Source organism: Aquimarina longa SW024, from assembly GCF_001401755.1.
GTDB lineage: Bacteria > Bacteroidota > Bacteroidia > Flavobacteriales > Flavobacteriaceae > Aquimarina > Aquimarina longa.
In genome coordinates, this window is record NZ_AVQK01000010.1 from 159,115 (window position 1) to 183,591 (window position 24,477).

Annotated in this window: 16 protein-coding genes; 7 read left to right on the forward strand and 9 right to left on the reverse strand. The window is 31.6% G+C overall.

Annotated elements, in window-relative coordinates:
* Positions 1-154 precede the first annotated feature (154 nt).
* From N456_RS00485 to N456_RS00500, 4 genes are all read left to right on the forward strand, one after another.
* Entirely contained in the window at positions 155-754 is a 600-nt protein-coding gene (locus N456_RS00485; RefSeq protein WP_062052756.1) for an acyltransferase, read from the forward strand.
* A 114-nt stretch (positions 755-868) separates the two neighbouring features.
* The gene (locus N456_RS00490) at positions 869-2,140 is read left to right on the forward strand and encodes a dihydrolipoamide acetyltransferase family protein (RefSeq protein WP_240315458.1); all 1,272 of its coding nucleotides are present in this window, start codon (positions 869-871) and stop codon (positions 2,138-2,140) included.
* Positions 2,141-2,285: 145 nt separating this feature from the next.
* Positions 2,286-3,359 (forward strand): branched-chain amino acid aminotransferase, encoded by a 1,074-nt coding sequence (locus tag N456_RS00495; protein ID WP_062052760.1) that lies wholly within the window; start codon positions 2,286-2,288, stop codon positions 3,357-3,359.
* Positions 3,360-3,427: 68 nt separating this feature from the next.
* The gene (locus N456_RS00500; protein ID WP_062052762.1) at positions 3,428-5,527 is read left to right on the forward strand and encodes an alpha-ketoacid dehydrogenase subunit alpha/beta; all 2,100 of its coding nucleotides are present in this window, start codon (positions 3,428-3,430) and stop codon (positions 5,525-5,527) included.
* 438 nt (positions 5,528-5,965) lie between these two features.
* On the opposite strand, the gene N456_RS00505 is transcribed toward N456_RS00500, so the two are convergent.
* From N456_RS00505 to N456_RS00540, 9 genes are all read right to left on the reverse strand, one after another.
* Entirely contained in the window at positions 5,966-8,614 is a 2,649-nt protein-coding gene (locus tag N456_RS00505; protein ID WP_062052764.1) for a TonB-dependent receptor, read from the reverse strand.
* Between the two features lie 188 nt (positions 8,615-8,802).
* The gene (locus tag N456_RS00510; RefSeq protein WP_062052766.1) at positions 8,803-9,750 is read right to left on the reverse strand and encodes a FecR family protein; all 948 of its coding nucleotides are present in this window, start codon (positions 9,748-9,750) and stop codon (positions 8,803-8,805) included.
* A gap of 216 nt (positions 9,751-9,966) precedes the next feature.
* Entirely contained in the window at positions 9,967-10,500 is a 534-nt protein-coding gene (locus tag N456_RS00515; RefSeq protein WP_062052768.1) for a sigma-70 family RNA polymerase sigma factor, read from the reverse strand.
* A 745-nt stretch (positions 10,501-11,245) separates the two neighbouring features.
* Entirely contained in the window at positions 11,246-11,830 is a 585-nt protein-coding gene (locus tag N456_RS00520; protein WP_062052770.1) for a hypothetical protein, read from the reverse strand.
* Between the two features lie 628 nt (positions 11,831-12,458).
* Positions 12,459-12,947: a DinB family protein gene (locus N456_RS00525; RefSeq protein ID WP_062052772.1), complete on the reverse strand. Its 489-nt coding sequence runs from the start codon at positions 12,945-12,947 to the stop codon at positions 12,459-12,461.
* An 81-nt stretch (positions 12,948-13,028) separates the two neighbouring features.
* On the reverse strand, positions 13,029-13,187 hold the full coding sequence (locus N456_RS24160; RefSeq protein ID WP_158447797.1) for a hypothetical protein: 159 nt from the start codon (positions 13,185-13,187) through the stop codon (positions 13,029-13,031).
* 312 nt (positions 13,188-13,499) lie between these two features.
* Entirely contained in the window at positions 13,500-14,138 is a 639-nt protein-coding gene (locus N456_RS00530) for a hypothetical protein (protein WP_062052774.1), read from the reverse strand.
* Between the two features lie 746 nt (positions 14,139-14,884).
* Positions 14,885-15,862, reverse strand: coding sequence for a hypothetical protein (locus tag N456_RS00535; protein WP_148639125.1), 978 nt, complete (start codon positions 15,860-15,862; stop codon positions 14,885-14,887).
* A gap of 682 nt (positions 15,863-16,544) precedes the next feature.
* Positions 16,545-18,083, reverse strand: coding sequence for a serine hydrolase (locus tag N456_RS00540; RefSeq protein ID WP_062053024.1), 1,539 nt, complete (start codon positions 18,081-18,083; stop codon positions 16,545-16,547).
* A gap of 1,094 nt (positions 18,084-19,177) precedes the next feature.
* Between N456_RS00540 and N456_RS00545 the strand changes: the two genes are divergently transcribed.
* The 3 genes from N456_RS00545 to N456_RS00555 all read left to right on the forward strand — a co-directional run bounded on the left by N456_RS00545 (position 19,178) and on the right by N456_RS00555 (position 24,474).
* On the forward strand, positions 19,178-19,729 hold the full coding sequence (locus N456_RS00545; RefSeq protein ID WP_062052778.1) for an RNA polymerase sigma factor: 552 nt from the start codon (positions 19,178-19,180) through the stop codon (positions 19,727-19,729).
* Between the two features lie 150 nt (positions 19,730-19,879).
* Positions 19,880-20,887: a FecR family protein gene (locus N456_RS00550; protein ID WP_062052780.1), complete on the forward strand. Its 1,008-nt coding sequence runs from the start codon at positions 19,880-19,882 to the stop codon at positions 20,885-20,887.
* A 143-nt stretch (positions 20,888-21,030) separates the two neighbouring features.
* Positions 21,031-24,474, forward strand: a complete 3,444-nt coding sequence (locus N456_RS00555; protein WP_082422382.1) for a TonB-dependent receptor — start codon at positions 21,031-21,033, stop codon at positions 24,472-24,474.
* Positions 24,475-24,477: the final 3 nt, after the last annotated feature.

Genomic DNA, 24,477 nt, shown 5'->3' on the forward strand with positions numbered 1-24,477 from the left:
GAATAAATGTCATATGAGGTTGTAACACTGAGTTTGTCGAAATGTATTCGAAGTTTATAACCTCATTCTAAACCTTATTCTAACTAAACCTCACAGGTTTCTAAAACCTGTGAGGTTTAGTTAGAATGAGAGTGTAGAGAATAAAATTAAATTAATGATTTACAGTTTTAAAGGATACATACCCGTAGTACACGAGAGCAGTTTCGTACATCCATTAGCAGCAGTAACGGGTAATGTAATTATTGGAAAAAACTGCTATATCGGACCAGGAGCTGCGATACGCGGAGATTGGGGAGAGATTATTCTAGAAGACGGAGTTAATGTACAAGAAAATTGTACCGTTCATATGTTTCCGGGTAAATCAATTGTACTTAAAGAAAGTGCTCATATAGGACATGGAGCCATAATTCATGGAGCTAATTTGGGACGTAATTGTTTGATTGGTATGAATACTGTAATTATGGATGATGCAGAAATTGGAGATGAATGTATTGTAGGAGCAATGTCTTTTGTAAAAGCAAAAACAATATTTCCTAAGCGAAGCCTGATAGTAGGTAATCCTGCAAAGGCAATAAAAGAACTAAGTGATGAGATGATCGCCTGGAAAACAAAAGGAACACAATTATATCAGCAATTACCAACCGATTGTCATGACTCATTAAGAGCAGTAGAACCCTTACGAGAAGTGCCAAAAGACAGAAAAACTCAAGAAGAGTTTTATAAAACACTCGAAGAGTTTAAACAAAAAAAATAACCAATTATATAGGTTTATAAAAGAAATATAGAATAGTATTAAAAAAATAACTAAATTTAAAACTAACAAACATTAGTTAACCAAATGGCGATAATCGAATTAAAAATGCCCAAAATGGGTGAGAGTATATCAGAAGCTACCATTCTTAACTGGTTAAAGAATGTAGGCGATACAGTAGAAGAAGATGAAACCATTTTGGAAGTGGCTACAGATAAAGTTGATTCTGAAGTGCCATCTCCGTGTAATGGAGTGATTACAGAGATACGGTATCAATCTAATGAAGTAGTAGAGATAGGGCAAGTAATAGCTGTAATTGATGGTGATGCAGTAGCTGTAACAACAAATCAAAAACCTGAAGAAACAAAAACGATAGAGAAGCCAAAGAAGAAACCAGAGGTACCAGTTCGAGCAGAGTCGAGAACCACTTCAGACCTCAAACCGCTGACTTCAGGCGTAAACGATGGGTTTTTATCACCTTTGATTATTAGTATTGCTCAAAAAGAAAATATAACTATTGAAGAGCTGCAAAGTATTGCAGGTACAGGGGTAGACGGTCGCATACGTAAAAGTGATGTGATGCAATACCTTAAGAACAGGAAATATCCTTTACCAAGTAAGCCACAACCACAAGCTCCGAAATCTACGTATAATGCACCTCCGATCTCATTTGTAGAAGGCAAAGATCGCATAGTAGAAATGGATCGTATGCGTAAGATGATTGCGGATCATATGGTATACTCTAAGCATACATCACCACATGTAACAAGTTATATAGAAGTTGATGTAACCAATATTGTAAACTGGAGAAATGGTGTAAAAGCAGCATTCTTAGAGAAGTATGGAGAGAAACTAACGTTTACTCCAATTTTTGTAGAAGCCGTAGCCAAAGCCATTCAGGAGTATCCTATGATTAATGTATCTGTAGATGGTAAAAAAATAGTGGTACATAATGATATTAATGTCGGTATGGCAACAGCATTACCTAGCGGAAACTTAATTGTACCCGTAGTAAAAAATGCTGATGAGAAAAATCTTTTAGGATTAGCCAAACGAGTAAATCACCTGGCTAATAGTGCAAGAAACAACAAATTAAAACCAGAAGAGGTACAAGGAAGCACATTTACAATCTCTAATGTAGGAACATTCGGGAGTTTAATGGGTACACCAATTATCAACCAACCCGAAGTGGCGATTCTGGCATTAGGAATCATCAAGAAGAGACCAGAAGTAATAACAACCGAAAAAGGAGACGAAATCGCAATCAGAAGTATGATGTACTTGTCATTATCTTTTGATCATAGAGTAGTTGATGGATTTTTGGGAGGATCATTTTTGCGTAAAGTAGGAGATGAGCTAGAAGCCTTTAATAGTACTAGAGAAATATAAAACGAATATAAATGCGCAAGGGATAGAAGCGGCATCCTTTTTTACTTGAAGAATGACCATAAATAAGGTAATCGAGATGTAGACAAGTAAAAAAGATATAGCGAATAGCCCGACCCGATAGGGATGCGCCCAAATATAAATACGAATGCAACAAGAAATCAAAATTACAAAAACTTCAACCTCAAAATTAAAGGACATTGATTTTGATAACATTCCTTTAGGAAAAGCCTTTACAGATCATATGTTTATCTGTGAGTATGAAGATGGAGCATGGCAGAATCCACGTATTGAAGCGTTAGCATTAATCCCAACGCATCCTGCGGCAATGGCATTGCATTACGGGCAAGCAATTTTTGAAGGAATGAAAGCTACTGTTGGCAAGGATAATACCCCTTTATTATTTAGACCAGAAGAAAATGCAAAACGATTAAATCATAGTGCTGCCAGAATGGGAATGCCAGCAGTACCGGAAGAACTTTTTGTAGAAGCAGCAAAACAGATTGTAGGAGTAGAACATAATTGGATCCCACCGCAAGAAGGAAGCGCATTATATCTACGCCCGTTTATGTATGCAGATGAGCCTTTTATAGGGATGCGTGCAGCAACAAGCTATAAATTTATTATTATCTGTTCTCCTGCAGGACCATTCTTTACTAAAAAGATTAGACTGTATGCAGAAACTGAATATATCAGAGCAGCAAATGGAGGAACAGGAGAAGCAAAAGCAGCAGGAAATTATGCCGCAGCAATATTACCTACAGAAAAAGCTAAAGCCAAAGGATTTGATCAAGTATTATGGCTAGATGCTAATGAGCATAAGTATGTACAAGAAGTAGGAACAATGAATATCTTTTTTAAAGTAGGCGGTAAGTTTATTACACCAACTACAGATGGATCTATTCTAAAAGGAATTACCAGAGATAGTGTAATTACACTACTAAAAGATAAAGGATTTGAAGTAGAAGAGCGCCCAATTACTATTGATGAGGTAATCCAATATTCTAAAGACGGAAAACTTGAAGAAGCCTTTGGAACAGGTACAGCGGTAGCCATTGCTATGGTAGAAGCGATAGGGTATAATGAAGAGGTAATTACCTTGCCAGAAGCAAATCCTGTAAGTGAGGATATGAAAGTTACGCTAGATGAAATAAAAGCACAAAAGCGAGAAGATACTCATGGTTGGATTATACCAGTGAGTATAGAAGAAAAAGTTGGATAAAACGAATTACGATGTATTAGTATCATTCTAGCGCAGGTTAGAATCTATATATCAAAAACTGAATTAAAATGTTAGCTGAAAAAACAATAGCAAAAGAAGTCTTACAAACTGCATTTACAACACTTTGTAAAGCTAAGTCAATGGCAGAGTTATATGAAGAAAATTTTAAAGTAGTTTCTAAGTATGTTCATGCTACCTCTAGAGGGCATGAAGCGATCCAGATTGCTACAGCAATGCAATTATTGCCTCAGGATTATGCATTTCCATATTATCGTGATGATGCCATGTTATTAGGGATAGGAATGAAACCATATGATCTGATGCTACAATTATTGGCTAAAAAAGAAGATCCATTTTCTGGAGGCAGAACGTATTATGCTCATCCCAGTTTGCGGGATGCCGATAAACCAAAAATCCCACATCAATCATCAGCAACAGGGATGCAGGCGATACCTGCTACAGGAGTAGCAATGGGAATGCAGTATAAAGAATTGGTAGGGATTGATCACATTTCTGAAAACGACTCGACTAAGAGTGAGATAATAAAACAGCCTATGGCTGCACCGCTAGTAGTATGTTCTCTTGGAGATGCATCTGTTACCGAAGGAGAAATTGCCGAAGCGTTTCAGATGGCAGCTCTAAAACAATTACCGATTTTATATCTGGTACAAGATAATGGGTGGGATATCTCTGCTAACGCAGAAGAAACCAGAGCACAAAATGCATTTGAATATGCACAAGGGTTTAATGGATTAGAAGCGATATCTATAGATGGAGCAAATTTTATAGAAAGTTATCTCGCAATCCAAGAAGTCATAAAAACCATTAGAGAAGAAAGACGACCTATGCTAGTACATGCAAAGGTACCATTACTAAATCATCATACCTCTGGGGTACGTATGGAGTGGTATCGTGATGATCTTGATGAAGCGCGTTCTCGTGACCCATATCCCGTATTGAGAAATCAATTGCTGGAGAATGGTTTTACCGAAGAAGAAATCGTAGCCATAGAGGAAGAAGCAAAAGTATGTGTGACCAAAGATTTAGAAGAGGCTATGCAAGCCGAAGATCCTAAGCCAGAAGATTTGTTTACTCATGATTTTGCTCCAACACCAATTACAGAAGAGAAAGGAGAACGATCCCCTGCTGATAAAGAAGAAGTAGTGATGGTAGATTGTGCCTTGTTTGCGGTAGAAGAATTAATGAAAGAGCATAAAGAATGTCTATTATATGGTCAGGATGTAGGAGGACGACTAGGAGGTGTATTTAGAGAAGCTGCTACGTTAGCTCAAAAATTTGGAGATGAGCGTGTATTTAATACCCCTATCCAAGAAGCATTTATTGTAGGATCTACAGTAGGAATGTCGGCTGTAGGATTAAAACCTATTGTAGAAGTACAGTTTGCTGATTATATCTGGCCAGGGCTAAATCAGTTATTTACAGAAGTAAGTAGATCATGTTATCTGTCTAACGGAAAATGGCCTGTATCAATGATCTTACGCGTGCCTATTGGAGCTTATGGTAGCGGAGGACCTTATCATTCGTCTTCTGTAGAATCTGTGATTACCAATATACGAGGAATTAAGATTGCATACCCTAGTAATGGAGCTGATCTAAAAGGGTTGATGAAAGCTGCTTATCATGATCCAAATCCTGTAGTGATTTTAGAACATAAAGGATTGTATTGGTCTAAGGTAAAAGGAACAGATGCTGCAAGAACTATAGAGCCATCAGAAGATTATGTATTACCTTTTGGAAAAGCTAATGTAGTACAACGTATCTGGCCGCAGGATGAAAAAGAAACTATGACGATTATAACCTATGGTATGGGAGTACATTGGGCATTAAACGCTACAAAAGATAGTAAAGATGCTATAGAGATTGTGGATTTACGAACGTTATATCCTCTGGATGAAGACACTATCATGGAGTCGGTAAGAAAGACTAAAAAGTGTCTTGTCGTAACTGAAGAGCCTTCTAATAATTCTTTTGCAAGAGCATTATCAGGTAAAATTCAGGAAGAATGTTTTAGATCTCTCGATGCTCCTGTGATGACTATTGGATCAGAGAATATGCCTGCGATTCCTTTAAACAGTACATTAGAACAAACGATGATTCCTTCTACCGAAAAGGTAAAAGCGAAGATTGAAGAGTTGTTAAAGTATTAAGAATACTAAATACCCTGATAGTTTTAGCTCAAAATTACCAGGGTATATGTTCTTTAATTTATAGATGAGGTTTTCCTTTCCTTAGCTTGAGTTTGGAATATCTATATTATGGTACCAATTTTAAGCCTCTTTTATTTAGATCAATCATTGTACATATTCTAATTAAGAAGTAAGAATATTGATTGAAGAACTGATATGCTATAATAAAATATATGAAGTACGACAAAAAACCACTCCATTTGACTGCTTTTTAAAATCAAGTTTTTACATAGAAATTCACGTTATTAATGTCTGTCTATAAATCTGATTATTTTTCAATGTATTTTTTTTAATTACCATGAAAAAAGCAGGTAAAATGTAGTTTGGTAAACAGTATAAAAAAAGAAACCTACTTAGATGAGTAGATTTCTTAGTTCTATTTTTAATAAAGGTTATTTTTTAGAATTTATATTGTAATGTTATACGGCCATTAATTCCTGGTTCAGAGCTAGAGACATAAGAGTTATAATAGCCTCCTCCAGAATACAGTAAGTACTCATCTAATATATTATATATGTTTACTGAAACAGCAAATTTATCATTTTTCCAATTTATTGCTCCATCTAATCTAAAATAATCAGGTAATACTATAGGTGCATTATCTTTCCAATCCCACTGGGTATTATCTACTGCATATCTATATCCAATAGATGCTCCAAAACCATCGAGGAAGGATGTTTTTTTAAATGTATAACTAAGCCAACCGTTGGTTACATGTTTGGCATGCCCTTCTAAAGGTTGGTTTACCCTTGCTGGATTGGTGTCTTTGGTTACTTTAGGTTCTGTATATGCATAATTAAAAATAAGATTAAGATCTGAGGTTAGTTGTCCTTGCATATCAAATTCTATTCCCTGAGATCGTACTTCTCCTATTTGTACATTATATCCTTCAACAGCTAGCTTTTGTTCTGGGTGCGGAACTAAGATGTTTTCTTTGGTGATTTGATATGCTGTTAGAGATGTATTTAATTTTTTATCAAACCAAGAACCTTTAATACCTGCTTCTATATCTCTGGCATCTACAGGATCAAAGGGTTTATCTTCTAAGCTTCTTCCATAATTAGGTATAAATGATTGATCAAACAAACCATAGACAGTTATATTTGGGAGCATATCAAAACTAACTCCGATCCGAGGGGTGAATTTTTCTTCTTCGACAGTATTTCCGTATGCAAAGTTTTCGATATTGGTATGTCTTGCAGCTAAAGTTATGCGTAGCTTGTCATTAAGCATCCACATTTCATCTTGTAAGTAAAAAGAAATACTTTTTGCCCCTACTAAAGAACCTATTTCTTTTAGTTCAGTATTAGATAAATGTCTAAACTCTGGTATAACTGCATTACCATACACTGGATTATAAATATTAAAAGGGGCGTTTTTATCAATGTCTACTCTAAACCATCGACCAAAATCATTATAAGATTTCATATGTCTATAGTCCATACCACCCATGATGCGATGTGTAATAAACCCAGTACTAAATTTACCATTACCATAAATTTGTCCTAGTTGGTTATTAGTTAACCCATCCCAAGTACTTAGGGTTCTATTGGTATCTCCATTATCTTTAACACCATCTTTTACATAGGTATAGAATCCATCTATACCATACTTCATATACATATGCTGCCCATTTATTGTCCAATTGTCATTAAATTTATGAGAGATTTTGGTAAACAAACTTACTTCTTCAATATCAGATTTAGGCCAATTTTCGTCCATAAATGTAAAATCTCTTGGTAGTGTTTTTAAATTCCCATCTACATTTCTAGGAAGTATTACGTTTTCTATACCCGTTCTCATTTTAGCTTTATTATAGGTAAGTTCAGTTAAAATTGAAGTTTTGTCGCTAAACTCATACTTTAATGAAGGTATAATTCCTATAGTTTTTCTTTCGTCATATTTTTTATGAGACTCATTGTAATTATATACACCTGTAATATGATATTGTAATTTTTTATCTTTTGTAAGTGATCCTCCCGAAGATAATGCTGCTCTATGACTATTAAAACTACCAAAAGTGAGTGATAATTCATTACGTTTGTAAGGAGTTGGTTTTTTAGTTACCACATTATAAAATCCTCCAGGTTCTCCGCTAGAAAGCATAAATCCAGAGGGTCCTTTTACAAACTCGATGGTTTCAACTGTTGCCATATCTTCTGGTAATGGTCCATAAGTCATTTCTACAAACATTCCATTTCTAAATCCTGGTATTGGAAACCCTCTCATGTAAATTGATACATCATGAAGCCATGCATTACCTACAATTGTACCACTTACATTTCGCATTACATCATCACGCATATTGATAAGGTTTTGACTCTCTAAGACATTCTCATTTATAATCTGTATGTTTTGAGGAAGTTTTACTACTTCGGTATTTAAACGTAGAGAAGAAGAAGGGTCTGTAACAATAAACTTGTTTTTATCATCTGTTTTAACCATTACTTCTCCTAATTGTTGAGATTTTTCTTGGAGTATGATTCTAGGTACATTTATGGTTTGATTTGGTAAAACTTTTACCTTCATTTCGATAGTCTGATATCCTATAAGACTAACTGTTATAACTTGTTGTCCTTCTGCAACTTTGTTTAAAGTGTAATTTCCTTTTTGGTTAGTCATGGTACCTTTATTAGTACCTTTAATTATTACATTAGCCATTTCTAAAGGATTGCCTTTAGCATCTTTTACATCACCAGTAATATCTCCTTTGAGTAGTTTATTTATTATGATCTGATTTCCCGTTAGAGAGAATTTAAGTGATGATTTAGACGAAACATCTTGTAATAATTTTTTTACTGTGGTGGTAGTATTTTTTACATTTACTTTTTTATCTACATCGGTTCGTACAGAACTATATACAAAGTTTAGATTAGTTTGTTTTTCTATTTGAGTTATTAATTGTGCTACAGAAAGTTTTTTTGAATTTATAGTTACTTGTTGTTGTAATTGGTTTTGAGCTATTGCTCCTAAATGCAAAAAAAACAGAAACCCCCATAGCTGTATAGTTTTTATGTGTGTATATTTCAGTTTATTTTGTAATTTCATAGTTCGTTAGTTTTATTTATTATGTTTAGATATTTTAGATAAAACAATTCTATATGGAACTGACTGTGTGCTCGCACAGTCGGTTTCTTTTTTAAGAATTGTTTAGTTTTTTCTCATTTTGAATCATAAAAATTCAAATGAGTTTTTTTATGTAGGGGGGCTTTCTTCTTTCATTCTGTTATATATTACTATTGTGTTACTGTTATTTCTTTTCCTTTTCTAGTAAATTTTAATCCTGTACTTTTTTCTAATAAATACAGAGTTCTGTTTAGAGATTGTTTTTTAAACTTGGCGGTTAAAGGGAGGTTCCATTGTTTTTTTGTTATAAAACGTACTTCATATTGTCGTTCTAGAGTATTCAGAACTTCTTGTAAAGGGGTGTTATCAAACCAGAGTTCTCCTTTGGTCCAAGCTATAGCCTGCGCTGTATTTATATTGGAATATAATTGGGTGTCTCCTGTTTTTTTATTGTATATCAGTTGTTGATCAGGGGTTAAGATCACTGTTTTTTCTTTACTTTTAAACTGTATTTTTCCTTCTACCAGAGTAATCATTATCTGGTCTTGTAGTGGATAATTGGCGATATTAAACTGAGTGCCTAGTACAGTGATATTTACACTATCTGTATGTACTACAAAGGGATGTTCTGGATCTGATGCTATTTTAAAATAAGCCTCTCCGTTAACGAGTTTTACTTCTCGATTTTTTCCTGCAAAGAAAGAAGGATATTCTAATACACTTGCTGATCGTAATTGAATTTTACTATTATCTTGAAGGTGTAGATTAGCCTCTTCGCCAGGGGCTAATGCTATGTTTTTTTGCGTTACAAATGGAATAGTTAAATATGTTCTACCAAACCAAGAGAGAGATAGTAATAATGCTAAACTTGCTGCGACAGCTATTTTTTTCCATTTTTGTATACTTATTACTCTAGAGTTCTTAGATGTCTCATTTTTTTCTATAGTCTTTTTGGCAATATGCTCCCACATGTCTTTGATTGGAGCTTTATTTTCTTCAATTATTGAATTAGGAATGTCACCTTCTATTTCTGAAAGCCAATCTAAAATCGCTTCCTTTTCATTAGGAGTACATTTGTTTTCTGCATATCGTTGTAAAAGTTCTTTGGTAATCTTCATACTATATAGAAAAATATCCTTTTTTTCTTATAGTCGAATGAAAGAGGGTTTTAGTGAAGTGGAAAATAAAATAAAAAATAAAAAATAAAAATTTAGAATAGTAAAATATTGATTGTGATGAGTTTATTTTTTTGAGTATTTGGTATTAGGAATAAAAAACGTCATCAGAATAGTGTTATATAATATCATTTCTTTATAAAGTTCTTTTAAATGATTCTAGTAGTATGTAATCAATAATTTTTTAAGCCTATCATTCACCTTTGCTAGGTGATAGGCTACTGCTCGTTCTGATATAGAGAGTACATTCGCTACTTCTTTATTAGTCATTCCTTCAATCTTACTGAGTCTAAATGCTTTCTGAGTTTGACGTGATAATTTAGCTGTAATTTGCTCAATTTCTTCGCATAAAGCAGAATAAGCAATATCATTTTCAGTAGAAAAATCTATCTCAGATATAGTGGTACTGATTCTTTCTAATCCTTTTTTCTTTCTTGTTTTGGATCTGTAATAATCTATGATCTTATATTTTAAAGCTCTCATTAAATAATGTTCAATAGCTCCTTTTATATGTAGCTCATTTCTTCTTTCCCATAGTGCAATGAATATTTCTTGAATGATCCCTTTTAATTTCTCAGGGTCATCAATCTTGGTTATCCCTACATAAAACATTTTTGAAGCATAATCCATGTATATTTTTTCGAATCCAGAAGACGTTTTTAGATCATAGTTATGTTTTTTAAAGGTGGCCATATATGGATATTTATCACTAATTAGAGCACCAAAATTAAATTATTTATATTTATTAAGTCTAAATAAGTAAGTTAAAATATGTTTTGATGATGCTATTTTTTGATAATAACGAAAGAAAATTCGTGTTAAACAAGTTGTAATTAACCATAACACCTTAATGTTTTTACCGTAGTTAGCTAAGTGTAAAGCTAAAAGATAGCAAAACTATTTATATAAAAAATAATAAAAGAAAATCCATGGTATAAAGAAGTATGAGTACCATTTAGGCTTTATGTTTATTGTTATTGGTCTGGGGATTTAAAATTTTTTAGCATAGTTCTATAATGGTATATTTTCCTATACGTTATTCACCAATAAATTCGTTTTTTTGTTCTGTAGTTGTTATTGAAAATACTGTAGAGCTAGTCTTAGGTATGTTTATACAGTTTATGGGACTACGTAAAATAAATGTCATGGGCATGCAACCAATAAGGTCATACATTTATTTGCGATTGCCTATACTCTAAAAAGGGATCTGAAATTTATCGATAAAAAGGTAACAAACTAGGCAGATAGCTCTATTTTAGTTGAATCTATAATACTTACTTTTGGAAGATTTTTTAGGCTAGAAATATGATCTTCTAAATATTGATTAATATTTTTAATAAATCCTCTTTAAAAACGATTAGAATGTATCTTCATAACAAATTCTAGACTTGTGTATGGGGTATCATTGTTGTGAATAGTTATTCTGTTTTCAATTTGTTTAATTCCAAGATGAGTAAACTTTCCATTTCCTTTTATTCTTTTCAAGTATTTGAAGTATCATAAATTCACCATATTTAGAGGTGATTTTGGATTTGGAGAAATCAACCTTGGGAAGTAAACAGACAAGGTATCTATTCTTTGTAAACTCTATTTTGGGATTCCAGTTTTTAGTTATATCCATTCCAAATAACTTATTGAGAGTCGTTTTTTTAGAATCTTGTTCAATATCTTCTTTCGTTAAAATATACAAATCAAAATCATTATAGAATTCTTTAAACGGAGTCATTATGGTTCGCTCTAATTTAGAGTATTCACCCTTTTTCTTTTTTAATTTTCTCTTACTTTTTTTTAGAACTCTTTTTCTATTTATTTTTTCGCCTTTAAACATTATTACAAAATCGTCTGCATCATTAAAATTTTTATAATATTTTTTAAATTTAAGTGCGTGTAAGTATTTAGTTTCTTTTTTTACAAACTCTTGTATTTCTGTTTTAGTTTTAACATCCAGTTGTTGCGCTTTTACTGAAAAGTTAAGTATACTAAATAAAGAAATTAAGTAATATTTTATTGTAGTAGATTTCATATTATGTATTCTTGATATTTTCTTTAAGAGTTTAGTAGGTTAAAATTTTAACTAAAGATAAAAATTTTGTTCTTAAAAAGCGTGTAAAACCCTATCCGTTAGCTTAAAGAATTAATTGGTTCTTAAAGTAAGTCGCAAGCTGTTTTGAAATTGTAAGAGAAAGTAGGACAATTTTTAAGGACTAAGCGATGATTAAAAGATAGGAGTTTTCAGAAGAAAATTACGCTACAATAAATTATAGCTGTTGTACTTGTTACACAACTTAAAAAAATATTGATTTATTCAAAATTATGAATTGTGTAACAGCTACCGTTGTTGTTAGTAGTATTTCTATTTTCGATTTGATTCATTCACATACTCTAACTTTAAATCAGCAAATTGTTTTTTTAAAGTTCATGATTATTTATTTGACGTTTTGGAGTAATCAGAGTTAATCCAGTTTTTAATCTCTCATTGAGGGTTTAATTCCCTGAGACTTGCCTCTACATTAACATATTTTTTTCGGAAGCATACCTTGCGAGTTTGCTCCGAGGGTGTTGATTTGAATAACATTTTATTCAATTACATAATGAATAAGTTTTCTTAGGTTAAGTCAATTCATACTATTTGGTTCCATCAAAATGAGTTATTAGAGTAGTTTGTTCCGTTGAATAAAAAAGAACAACATATCTGTTGAAGGTGCTTTTGTTAACCCTAATTGATGTCCCATTGTAATTATTTGTCCTCGATGAAAAGTACTATGATTCATACAATGCTGAACTAATTCAGATTGAGTGAAGTTTCCTTCTAAGGTTTTTGTTTTTAAAAATCTAAACTCATGTAATGATTTTTGACTTTTTATATAGTCTACAAAAACCTCTGATTGTTCAATAAGTCCTTTGAGAATTTCTTCAATAGTATTTTCCCATGATCTTTCGAGCGGTTGTTCTTTTAAAATACAATAATAAAAGATTTGACCATCTAAAATATGATTTACTGTATTTAAGATATTAGAAAAACTTGATTGACATTCTTTAGTCAACGATTCTTGTCCGTTAGTTTTTAGCCAAGTTAATAATCGTTTGTTAGCCCATAAATTATAATTAACTAACTCTTTTATTTTATTTATTTCTTCCATTAATATTGAGTTCGTTAGGTATGTTCGTTAAGATATGTCGTTTACACAAGTTAAAGATTAGACGATATCCTAAATTGGTTTTCAACCTCGTTGTTTGCTTCTTGTTTGTTTTTCATTAAAGTACCCTAAAAATACATTTCTATAAAATACTTTCCAAGTATCATTTTCTAGTTCTTCAATAGCTACATTAAACTTCAAAAAGTTGGATGAGTGGTTGCGTAATCGATTACGGTATTGCATTTAGGAGGATTAGAGAAAGCCAGAGCAGAAACGTAAGAATCTGATTTGATTAGGTATTCAATATGGAGAAGTTTATGCTTGGAGTTGAACCAGAATGGGAGGCTAGGCTGTATTGCAAAATCCTATACTAAAAACGACTGTTACTATCTCTAGACTTAAAAGAAAAGGATACATTCTTATGATAGATTATTTAAATAAAGCGTAAACTTTGATTTAGTGAACTGCTGTATACGAGCCCATACATATGGCGGTGTGTGAGACGCAGTGACGGTTGTTTTGCCGTCACTCGTCACACGATTGGTAGTTTATTATTTATTTCTTTATTTTTAGATTTCTAAATTCTCCTTTAGAATTGTAACCTGTCCAAAGTCCAATTTTACTCGAGACTTGCTTTTCTAACCGTTTTATACTTAATAATTCTGTATTTGTTTTTTTATCGTAAACATAAACATTGTTATTATCAATCTTCACGGATATCTCAAACCATTCATCGGGTAAGGGTGCATTGATATATTCTGCTTCGTAAAGTCCTTTTTGATTGGTTCTTAAAAATTTCCATGTATTTTTAGGATGACTGATATATTGAACCGAATGTTCTCTTTTTTCTAATTCATTAGCTTTAAAATTAAACGGTCTAAAGTAGATAGCTTCATAAGTTGAATCGTTTTGGATATTGAAAGCTAGTCCGACAAAACTTTTTCCGGGATTGTTCTCTCCTTTTAGTTCCAACTCTATCGTTCCATTATCAAAATTTTCATTTTTGAGGATAGCCATTCCAGCTCCTTCTTTGTTATTTAGGATTAATGTATTTGGTGTGTTTTGGTTCGATGTAATTGCGTTTCGGTTTACAAGTTCTAAATTCTCACCACTTAGGTCAATCGTGTGTTGAGAACATGAAGAAAATAATGTAAATAATAAAATTCCTGTTATTGTTAGAATTTTGTTTTTCATGTTAATTGTTCTTTTTTGATGAATGTTTGTAAATGACTGCTAACGCCAAATATATGAATCTAAGCAAGACAAGTATACTTTGGTCAGTTGATTTATCTGCGTATTTTTATTTCTTATTCAATTTATAAAAATCTAGTGCTACTGTAAAAAGGAAATGACCGTTTAATTATCATTCCTAAATTTTGTTTCAAATTGTATATAACGAATATAGAGGTTTTAGCCCTGAATTTTAATCCCTCATTGAGGGTTTAATTCCCTGAGACTTGCCTATACATTAAAATATTTTTTTAGGAAGCATACCTGGTGAGCTTGCTCCAAGGTTGTTGATTTATAAAACAGAATCTCTCTTTTTCATAGTATTATATGGATTATATTAAGAAATAAGACGAATTAAAAAAAGATCAAAACAGGAGTATATATATTGCTATTAGATATTATTGTATTTAGGGTAGCCTATGCTCCACCATTTTATTTTTTAGAATTCAATTATCAAAATTTTATGCTTTTTAAGATAGTACCTATGGTGTTAGTACGGGAATTAAAGGTAGTGAGTTTTTGATTAAACATTAACCCCATATTAATTATGGTCATTGTTGTAAAAACTTTACTTCAATTGTTTAAATAGAAGAAATGTATGAATAGATGTATTTAAAAGATCATCTTTAATCTTATATTAATCATAATTAAATGCTTTGAAAACAGTAGTTAATACAATTTTAAGGATAATTTCTATTAGTATAAAAATGTCATTTTTGTTTTATTTTATATGTTATTCCGTATCCTCCAATTAAAATATCATCATTAAAACTTATTACTTTATATAATGGACTATATGATTTACATTTAAAAGATTTGTCACCTATTCTTAATTCATAATAATATAATGTTCTTGAATAATAATTATTAGGAATTATACTACTGAATTTTCCAGAATTATTACTCCAATCAAATTCAGATACTAATAAACTACTATCATCAAATTCTTCTATAGAATGATTCACTTTACTAAAAAAATCTTTTTCTTTAGAACGAGATTCATTTCTTGATATAATTTTTAATTCTCTTGGGTAATCATCTAATCTATCTTCTAAAAAACTTCTTTCTTTAATATAAAATTCGCTACCATCTTTATATTCTATTAAATTAATATGAAGATCATAATAGAGAAGCTTGTAATTTTTTAAAATTTTTTCTTCAATTACTTCATTTCTTTTCTTTTTTATATAATCCCAATATTTTTCGTTTAATTCTCTTTCTGTATTATACTTTAGATTTAACCTTATCATTTCGTCTCTATTATCTTTTTTTATTTTGTTGATATGTAAATCCTCTAAACTTATAGAGTTAATAATAGTTTTATCGAAAAAGGGTGGTTCTAACTTATAACAAATATCATTTTCTAAAAAATAGACACTCCCTGTTGTTGCAATAGAAAACAATTTTCCTATGTTTGATTTATGAATTATTTTGTAATCTAATTTATCTCTTATAATAATTTCTCTAGAAACCCCATCAAAACAATCATCATACCCTTTACGAAAAATTGTGTAAATATAATTATCGGTATCGGTTACAAACTTTTCTTTAAAATTTAATTCTTCTATTATAAGATTATCTGAATACAAATTCAAATCAAATAAAGGTAACTCTGGATACTGATCTTTTTCTGTTATGCAAGAAAACATTATGAGAGAGAAAATAATTAATGATATCTTTAATTTCATGATTACAATTTAATATTATATGCCTACCCGTAATTAATATCAGATATTAATTAAAAAACAATAATTAGTTATGTGATTTTATTTTCGATCTCCTATTAAATTTATATCAAAATTCATTTAAATAATCTGGGATATATTTTGATTTATCACATCGTGATGATTTGTCATAATTTTCGTTTTTTATAATGTTTATTAAGGGGTATGGTTTACAGAAGTTAAAGATTAGGGTTTACACTAAATTAGTTTTTATTCTTGTTGCTTATTGTTTCTTTCTTAGGTTCTTTTGATCAATAAAACCTAAAAATACATTTCTAAAAAATACTTTCCAAATGCCATTACCAATATCTTCAATGGCGATATGTTTTTCATGTTTAAAGCTTTATATGACTTTATGTTTAGTATACTGTTTTATAAAGTTATTTAAATGCCCTTTATAATTGTCAATAAAGAGCAACACCAGTACACATATATCCATTATAGGTATCTACGTCTAATTATTTTTTTATAGACCTCTTCTAATCATTATGTAGAAATAAGCAAGATAGCTAGATAATCATACTTTTTATTTTATACTTTAAATACGCGTAAACAATATTTAAAATCATGAAATAACAAAAAAGGAGGTCGCCTAAAAAGTAATTTTTAGACGACCTCCTTTTTTTAATTCGTAATAGTTTTACTTTTACTTAGAGGCTCTATATGGTTTTAATTCTTCGAAGAAGATATCTCCATTAGGAACATCAAAATCTATAGTTGTTATCTTTAAGTTATTATCGGTATTAAATTTTACTGTCCCGAAACTAAACCAGGCATGTTCTTGATCCCATACGATTTCCCAGGTATCATAATGCCAATGGCGTAGTGTAGCTGATAGATCAGGAGTATGTTCGAACTCCATTCGTAGTTGCTGATTTTTTTGAGTGATTTTAATTTTTCCGTAGATATCAGATATATACTCTCCTGCGATTATTTTTGGAGTAACAGAAGGTTTTGTATTTAGCACTCTCTTTTCTTTTCTGTCGGAGATTCGGGTATCTTTTTTGGTCTTATCATTTGCTTTTTTTAATAGTTTATCAGACCAATCTATAGATGCTGTTCCTAAAAACTGATCTAATGCATGATAGGTAGCGGCTCTAATAGGGCTTTTCATACCATTAGTCAATACAACAACACCTAGGTTTTCATCAGGGATTAAGGTTACTGCGGTAATCATACCATCAAATCCTCCCGTATGCGCAACACTTAGTTTTCCTTGATAATCACTAAGTCCCCATCCTAGTCCATACCCATTAAAATGCTTATTGAAATCATTTTTTGTAGTATGATCTACTTTAAAATTATTATGAGGTGTCCAGATTATATTGCGTGTATTTTTGGTAAGCAACGTGTCTTTGCCAATACGACCATTGTTTAGATTAAATATCATCCATTTAGATACATCTTCTACACTAGAAATAAGACCGCCCATGGCTCCAACTTCTTCCCAATCTACCCATTTAATAGGAATGTTATCATTGTTTTTACGACCATGTGGGGTAGCATAGTTTTTTTGGGTATCTAGTTTTTTATAGGATGTTATAGTTCTGTTCATTCCCAGAGGAGTTAAGATTCGCTCTTTTACATTTTGCCCCCAACTTTTACCGGTTACTTTTTTTATAATCTCTCCTGCAGTAATGTACATCACATTAGAATACCCAAACCCTGATCTAAACTCGTGATTTTTTGGAAGGTATTTCACTCGTTTTATAATTTCTTCTGATGTAAGATTGGCTTTATACCAGATCACATCTCCACTAAATGTTCCTAAGCCTACACGATGACTAAGGATATCTCTAATAGTAACTTCGTTACTTACCCATGGATCATATAGTGCAAAATAGGGGAGGTGTTTTTTTACTTTATCATCCCAGTTTAGCTTACCTTCTTGCACTAGCATTCCTATAATAGTAGCAGTAAAGGCTTTAGAATTGGATGCGATAGCATATAAGGTGTTTTTATCGGGTTTTCCTTCTTTTCCTTTTTCTAATACACCATAAGTACCACTAAAAACCAGTTTACCATCTTTAACAATTCCTATGGAGGCACTGGGGATATCCCAATCTTTAACCATTTTTGTATAATATTTATCTAGCTCATTAAGGTCAACGGTAGTTGTTGTTTGCCCGAATATAGTTGTCGTAAGAGCAAGAGATATAATGAGTAGTAGGGATAATTTTTTCATAAGATTAATTTTAGATGCTGTTTTGTGTGTATTAGAAAGTAAATATAGTTTATTTAAGAAAATTAGGGAATCTTTCTTGTACATACAATTTTTTGAATTATCATATTAGTACTCTCAATAAAAAAAGGCTTCACTAAAATAATGAGGCCTTTATTATGGTTTTACTCTTAAACTTTAAACTAGAATATTTGGTAAGATATATTTTACGATCGTTTGAAGAGTAATGGTTTTATAGACTGATTTTTGCAAAATTAGGTGTACAATACGTAAAATAGGTTTTCATTAAATTAAAGTTTTAAAAGCTAAACAAAAATAAATCAACCAAACGGTTAATTTATATAAGAATGTATAAGAAAAGGAGATGAATGTATAAAGAGTAGGTTTTACTGTATTTAGAGTATATCATTAATAAAAAGTGGTTTCATTGAAACAAACATTCCTACAATAACAGGTTACAATCCTACAATAGCAGATTACATTCTTACAATAACAGGTTACAATCCTACAATAGCAGATTACATTCTTACAATAGCAAGTTGCATTCCTACAATAGCAGATTACATTCTTACAATAACAGGTTACAATCCTACAATAGCAGATTACATTCTTACAATAACAGGTTACAATCCTACAATAGCAGATTACATTCTTACAATAACAGGTTACATTCCTACAATAGCAGATTACAATTTTATAGCAACGAGCTAAAAGTAATCATATAAAATTATATTTCTATACTAGTGCATACTATTTTTATACTATCCATTATATAGTATATAAAACTACTGCTATAGCGTAGTTTTTATAACACATCAGTTATATGATTTAGAGGGCTTTATAGTAGCTATTACATTTGTTACTTACTATTGATATAAGTAGTAGGATAGCGTATTTACTAGTTAGTACCAGAGGTAGACTTGTGTTACGTTTTTATAACCTATCCATTTATAAATCTTTTTCAAAAAAAACTCGTAAAAAAAGAGTTATGATTGTTTTTGGTTATATTTATATCCCTAATTAATGTTAAAGCCGTGTTTAAACTATGGTGATACACCCAATTTTTTAAGAATTCTTTAATGTATAAAATAGTATAAATGCAATCTGTTAAAACTATAGATTCTATCTTATGGGCAAAGATTAAATTAGGAGATCTGGATGCTTATAATCAATTATATGATAAGTATGTAGATGCACTTTATAATTTTGGCATTAAGCATACTAATGATAGGGATTATGTAAAGGATTGTATTCATGATCTTTTTTTGGATATCTATAAGTATCGCAAAAAACTCTCTGATGTTGATAATGTAAACTACTATCTTATTACATCTCTAAAGAGAAAAATTAATAGGAAATTTAAATCTAAAATAGAATTGTTCTCTACAGAAGAGAAAAAAAATGAAATTAAATCAGAGTATTCATCTATAGAAGATGTTATCATCCAATCAGAAAATTCTTCTGAGATTAGTGCTAAACTTTCTGAGGCACTCACTTCTCTTTCTACTAAACAGCGAAAAGGATTGTCCTTAAAATTTGACGAAAAAAAATCATATGAAGAAATCTCTATAATCTTAGGGATTTCTATAGAATCAGTACGAACATTGATTTATAGAGCTGTCAAAAAACTACGAAGCGAAATACAGTAAATAAAAAAACATCATTTTTTTTGTCTATACTTTTTGATATTGCTGCTTTCTTAATATAGTAGGCTATACTTAGATACAGTTTACGTTATCATTTTATTTAGATATACTACATGTGTATAACTGTGTAATTGAAATTAAAATTTCCTAAAAATGTTAACTGAAGAAGAAAAACAATACTTAAAATCTAGGATTGGGACTTCTATTATTGCACATCGCAATAAAAGAAGAAAGCGACGTAGAAGATATCTAATGGGTGTAGCTGCAGCAATCGTGGCAGTACTAAGTTCTACGATCTACATAAATAGTGATCAAGGTTCTTCTGAGATTAAAAACTATGTGGATGCTACAAAAATAATTATTGATACGAGTGAAGATGTAAAATTAGTTCTGAATGATACGGATGAGATAAAAATTACAGAACAGACTTCTCATATTAGTTATGCTGGTTCTGGTGGAGAAGTAGAGATCAATAACTCCAAAAAAGTAGCGCAATCCTCCAAAAACACATTTAATACCATTATTGTTCCTTATGGAAAAAGAACGAATATTATACTCTCTGATGGTACTAAAGTATGGCTTAACTCGGGATCTAAATTAACCTATCCTGTAGTGTTTAATGGAACCAAAAGGGAGGTACATCTTATAGGAGAAGCCATCTTTGATGTACACCATAATCAAAAGAAACCTTTTTATGTCATTACCAATGACTATGATATAAAAGTTTTGGGCACCATATTTAACGTTAGTAGCTATGATGATGATTCATATACTAGTACTGCATTAGAAAAAGGTAGTGTAGAGATAGCATACCCAGGAAGTTCTATGTTTGGTAAATCAAAGATAAAAATTACTCCTGGAACATTAGCAGTGTATAATAATAAAACTAAATCCATACGAAGTGATACAGTAGATGTGACTAAATATATGTCGTGGCGAGATGGTAAGTTTATTTTTAAAAAACAACGCATGGATGTTATCATTAAAAAACTATCTCGATACTATAATGCTAAGATTATTATCGAAAATGAAATTCTAAAAAATCAAACCTTTTCGGGTCATCTAGATTTAAAAGATACTATAGACAAAGTACTAGAAATTCTGAAACGATCAACGGACTTAAACTATAAAAAGGAAAACGGAAAAATTATAATTAATTAAAAAAAAGAGAATAATATGACGTAGCTATAGATGATAATTAACCAGTATACTTAGTAAAAAAAGTCAGAAAATGCGGCAACATTTTCTGACCTAGAATTAAAATATTGCGATATCGCAATACGTAACATGTAAAAAGCAAAATTATGAATAAAAAAGTTAGCGGTGTTTCTTCTTTGCCTAAAAAGAGGAGATTCAGTTTTTTATTAACTATTATGAGAGTTTTTATTTTATTTCTGTGTTTTGGGCTAACAAGTGCCTATGCGAATCATTCGTATTCGCAAACCAAGCTTGATATTACCCTAAAAGATGGAACTTTTGAAGAATTATTTGACCAGATTCATTCTAAGAGTGAGTTTATATTTTTTTATAAAGATGATGTGGTCAATACAGCTAATAGGATTACGCTATCCCTTAAGCAATCCACTATAAAAGAAATATTAAATACAGCATTTATGCAAACAAATCTTACCTATACTATAATGGATAGGCAGATTATTATATCCACACAAAAACAACAGGTTAATAGTATTAAAAATACAAAACCACTTATACAAAATACAATACGAGGTAAGGTTTTTACGGGGCAAGAAGAACCACTACCAGGAGCTAGTGTTATTATAAAAGGTACTACTAAAGGAACTCAAACAGATTTTGATGGGAATTATGAATTAGAAATTTTAGAAGGACAAGTTTTAGTTTTTTCTTATGTTGGATTTACTTCTAAAGAAGTAACCTATCAGGGGCAATCAGTAGTAGATATTACATTAGTAGAAGATGCAAGTGAGCTAAGTGAGGTTATTGTTACAGGATATACCAAACAAAGTACTAGAAGTATAACAGGGTCGGTTGCTATAGTAGAGTCTAAGGATATAGCTGCGACTACACCATCGAGTATAGAACAAGCTTTACAGGGGCAAGCCTCTGGTGTAACAGTAGGGGTAGAAGGTGGACCAGGAGGTAATGCCGCAGTACGTATTAGAGGGTATGGAACTATAAATGGTAATGACCCACTATATGTTATTGATGGCGTACAGACAGGTCAGGGATTAAGTGACCTTAATCCAGATGATATCGCTTCTATACAAGTGCTTAAAGATGCTGCTGCAGCATCGATATATGGAATCGGAGCAGCAAACGGGGTGATTATCATTACCACTAAGAATGGAAAAAAGAGCGATAAAGTAACATTTACCTATAATGCGGTTACAGGTGTAGATTTTATACCAGATTCAGTATTCCCTAAAATGGCAACTCCACAACAATTAGCAGATGCCTATTGGCAGGCATCTATAAATGATGGAATTGCAATATCACACCCACAATATGGATCAGGGACAAGACCGGTTTTACCAGATTATATATTACCACAAGGAGTATCAGGAACAGTAGATGAAAGCACATACAGTTATCCCGACAATAGAATAACAAGAGCTAATAAAAGAGGAACAGATTGGTTTGATGAGTTTTTTAATTCAGCATTTGTGCAACAGCATAATATAGGAATTAGAGGAGGTAGTGAGTTTTCAAAATTTTATGTAGGGATAGGATTGTTAGATCAAAAAGGAGTAGCGATAGCAACAAGTTTTGATCGCTATAATCTTAGAGTAAACTCTGAATTTGATGTAACAAAAAGTTTTAGAATAGGAGAAACCCTAAATGTATCATACTCAGAAAAAATAGGAATTAGTGACCCTTTAAATGATAATGATAATCAAAATAATGATAGCCAACTCGCAGCTTTATATAGATTGCATCCTATTATTCCGGTGTATGATATTGGAGGAAATTATGCCGGAACAGCAAATACTCCTGGGGTAGGTATTGGTAACAATGCTATTGCGATAGCACATAGAAATAAAAATAATGTGACTAAAACGCTTAGAGCATTAGGAGCTATATATGCAGAATTAGATGTTACGGATGATCTATTGTTAAAAACAGTGTTTACTGCCGATTTAGGAAATTCTAAATTTTCATTTTTTCAGCCTATAGATCATGAGAATTCCTCGGCTAGAGCAGTAAACCAGCTTAGAGAAACTGTTACAGATATTATCAATACCAATTGGTATAACATTCTACAGTATACCAAAACAATCAATGATGTACATAATGTAGATGTTTTTATAGGAACAGAGTTTAAGAAAAATAACTTTGAGACTTTCTATGCGCAAGCATCAGATTTTCTGATAGAGACACCAGATATTACTTTTTTAAACGCAGGTACGGGTGCTGCTAATGTAGGAAGCGGTCAATCAAAATCATCAAGTTTTTCGGTATTCGGAAAAGCTGATTACGCCTATGATGATAAGTATCTCCTTAGTGCTACACTAAGACGAGATGAATCTTCTAAGTTCGAAAAAAGTAATCAGGTAGGTACTTTTCCTGCGGTAAGTGTAGGGTGGAGAATCTCAGGAGAGTCCTTTTTACAAGACTCTCCTGTCGTTACTAATTTATTATTAAAATTTAGTTGGGGAGAATTAGGGAATGATAATATTCCTGCATTTAGAGGAGTAACTGCTTATGGACCAAATCTTAGTTTTAATAATTATAATGGACAGACAGGATATTTTTTAACCAATATAGGAGATCCTAACTTATCATGGGAAACCACAACGACAACTAATCTAGGTATTGCAGGAGCTTTTTTTAATAATGCACTTAGTGTCAACTTAGATGTATATGAATCTGTTACTAAAGATATGCTTTTACCAACTCCTGTAGATCCTACTGTATATGGTAATACTGTAAATACTATTTATAGAAATCTAGGACAGATGACTAATAGAGGTTTTGATCTGGGAATATCCTATTCTAATACACCAGATCATCAGTTTAAGTATACTATAGGTGTAAATGTATCTCATTATGCTAATACGGTAGATTTTTTGGATGATAAAAATCCAGCACCAATCCCTAATCCTGTGTTAGGATCACAGACTAGTTTCGAAACTACCAATACTGGTAAGGGGAACCCAATATCATCTTTTGTAGGATATACATGGCAAGGAATCGATCAGAATACAGGGAGAGCTATTATAACAGGAGATGCCAGAGATGTTATAGGAAATCCTCATCCAGATTTTACATACGGGATTAATTTTAATGCAGATTATAAAAACTTTGATGTTTCTTTTCTTTTTCAGGGATCACAGGGTAATGATATTTATAATCTCACAAAATTCTGGACTGACTTCTATAATTTTGAAGGAGGTAAGAGTATCGATTATATACAGAATTCTTGGTCTCCTACTAATCGTGGTGGGTCATTGCCTGCACTAACACTACGACCAGATGAGGCTGTAGGGTCTTCTTATTATATTGAAGATGGATCGTATCTAAGACTAAAAAATATCTCTGTTGGATATTCCTTAAACGAAAAGATTACTGCTAAGTTAAAGGTAGCTAAAATACGTCTTTTTATACAGAGTAAGAATCTATTAACCTTTACAAAGTATAGCGGTTTAGATCCAGAGATTAATCTTACCAATTATACCAATCAGCAGCAAGCAAACTTAGAAATAGGGGTAGATCGTGGAGCATACCCTGTTTCTAGATCACTGAATCTAGGATTAAATGTTACATTCTAAATG

Coding starts and splice junctions, on each gene's coding strand:
- N456_RS00485 (WP_062052756.1), top strand. CDS start 155: ATGATTTACAGTTTTAAAGGATACATACCCGTAGTACACGAGAGCAGT.
- N456_RS00490 (WP_240315458.1), top strand. CDS start 869: ATGGGTGAGAGTATATCAGAAGCTACCATTCTTAACTGGTTAAAGAAT.
- N456_RS00495 (WP_062052760.1), top strand. CDS start 2,286: ATGCAACAAGAAATCAAAATTACAAAAACTTCAACCTCAAAATTAAAG.
- N456_RS00500 (WP_062052762.1), top strand. CDS start 3,428: ATGTTAGCTGAAAAAACAATAGCAAAAGAAGTCTTACAAACTGCATTT.
- N456_RS00505 (WP_062052764.1), bottom strand. CDS start 8,614: ATGAAATTACAAAATAAACTGAAATATACACACATAAAAACTATACAG.
- N456_RS00510 (WP_062052766.1), bottom strand. CDS start 9,750: ATGAAGATTACCAAAGAACTTTTACAACGATATGCAGAAAACAAATGT.
- N456_RS00515 (WP_062052768.1), bottom strand. CDS start 10,500: ATGGCCACCTTTAAAAAACATAACTATGATCTAAAAACGTCTTCTGGA.
- N456_RS00520 (WP_062052770.1), bottom strand. CDS start 11,830: ATGAAATCTACTACAATAAAATATTACTTAATTTCTTTATTTAGTATA.
- N456_RS00525 (WP_062052772.1), bottom strand. CDS start 12,947: ATGGAAGAAATAAATAAAATAAAAGAGTTAGTTAATTATAATTTATGG.
- N456_RS24160 (WP_158447797.1), bottom strand. CDS start 13,187: ATGCAATACCGTAATCGATTACGCAACCACTCATCCAACTTTTTGAAG.
- N456_RS00530 (WP_062052774.1), bottom strand. CDS start 14,138: ATGAAAAACAAAATTCTAACAATAACAGGAATTTTATTATTTACATTA.
- N456_RS00535 (WP_148639125.1), bottom strand. CDS start 15,862: ATGAAATTAAAGATATCATTAATTATTTTCTCTCTCATAATGTTTTCT.
- N456_RS00540 (WP_062053024.1), bottom strand. CDS start 18,083: ATGAAAAAATTATCCCTACTACTCATTATATCTCTTGCTCTTACGACA.
- N456_RS00545 (WP_062052778.1), top strand. CDS start 19,178: ATGCAATCTGTTAAAACTATAGATTCTATCTTATGGGCAAAGATTAAA.
- N456_RS00550 (WP_062052780.1), top strand. CDS start 19,880: ATGTTAACTGAAGAAGAAAAACAATACTTAAAATCTAGGATTGGGACT.
- N456_RS00555 (WP_082422382.1), top strand. CDS start 21,031: ATGAATAAAAAAGTTAGCGGTGTTTCTTCTTTGCCTAAAAAGAGGAGA.